The sequence below is a fragment of the Halomonas flagellata genome, assembly GCF_022487945.1.
Taxonomy (GTDB): Bacteria; Pseudomonadota; Gammaproteobacteria; order Pseudomonadales; family Halomonadaceae; genus Halomonas; species Halomonas flagellata.
The window spans coordinates 1-545 of sequence record NZ_JAKVPY010000140.1; the positions used below are offsets into that span (position 1 = coordinate 1).

Consider the following 545-nt stretch of genomic DNA (forward strand, 5'->3'; position numbering starts at 1 on the left):
CCTCTAAATCCTCTACGACAATCTTCTTTCCTCTCTTGTCGATGATATACATGGCTTTTGTTTTAAGGGTGGTGTTCAAATAACATATCCACAGCCAACCGGAAACGGGCACTCCCGTTGCCTTTCTTGGCGTACTTGGCGATGCAATCAATAGTAAAGAGGGCATTGTGCCCGTCAAAGAGTTGGTCAGCAAAGAGCCGCCTGCTTTTCAGCAGTTTTTTATCGTATTTCTCTACAGCCCCGTGTACCCGTTTGGCAAGATCAAACCAAAACTCTGCGGTAATCAGTCCGTTATCCCATTCTTTGCGGATGTTGTCCTCATGCTCTCGCAGGTAGGTTGCCCGATCTCGGATGTCCTGTAAAACTCCGGGCAGTTCTTTAGGGAACAATCCTGCCAACAGGCAGGCACGTTCCACATTGGTCATTTGTTGTAATGCTTTTGTTTTCATCGTAATTGAGTTTAAGGGGAGGCTACCGGAGCAGCCTCCCCGGTTTAGAATTAATTCAGGTTAAAAGCATCTGCCCCGGATTGGGCAAAGTCCCTG

Annotated in this window: 1 protein-coding gene; it reads right to left on the bottom strand. The window is 47.5% G+C overall.

Translation table 11 applies throughout. From position 1 onward, the window contains the following. Window positions 1–62 precede the first annotated feature (62 nt). Window positions 63–425, bottom strand: a complete 363-nt coding sequence (locus MKP05_RS22080) for a hypothetical protein (RefSeq protein ID WP_240570172.1) — start codon at window positions 423–425, stop codon at window positions 63–65. Window positions 426–545: the final 120 nt, after the last annotated feature.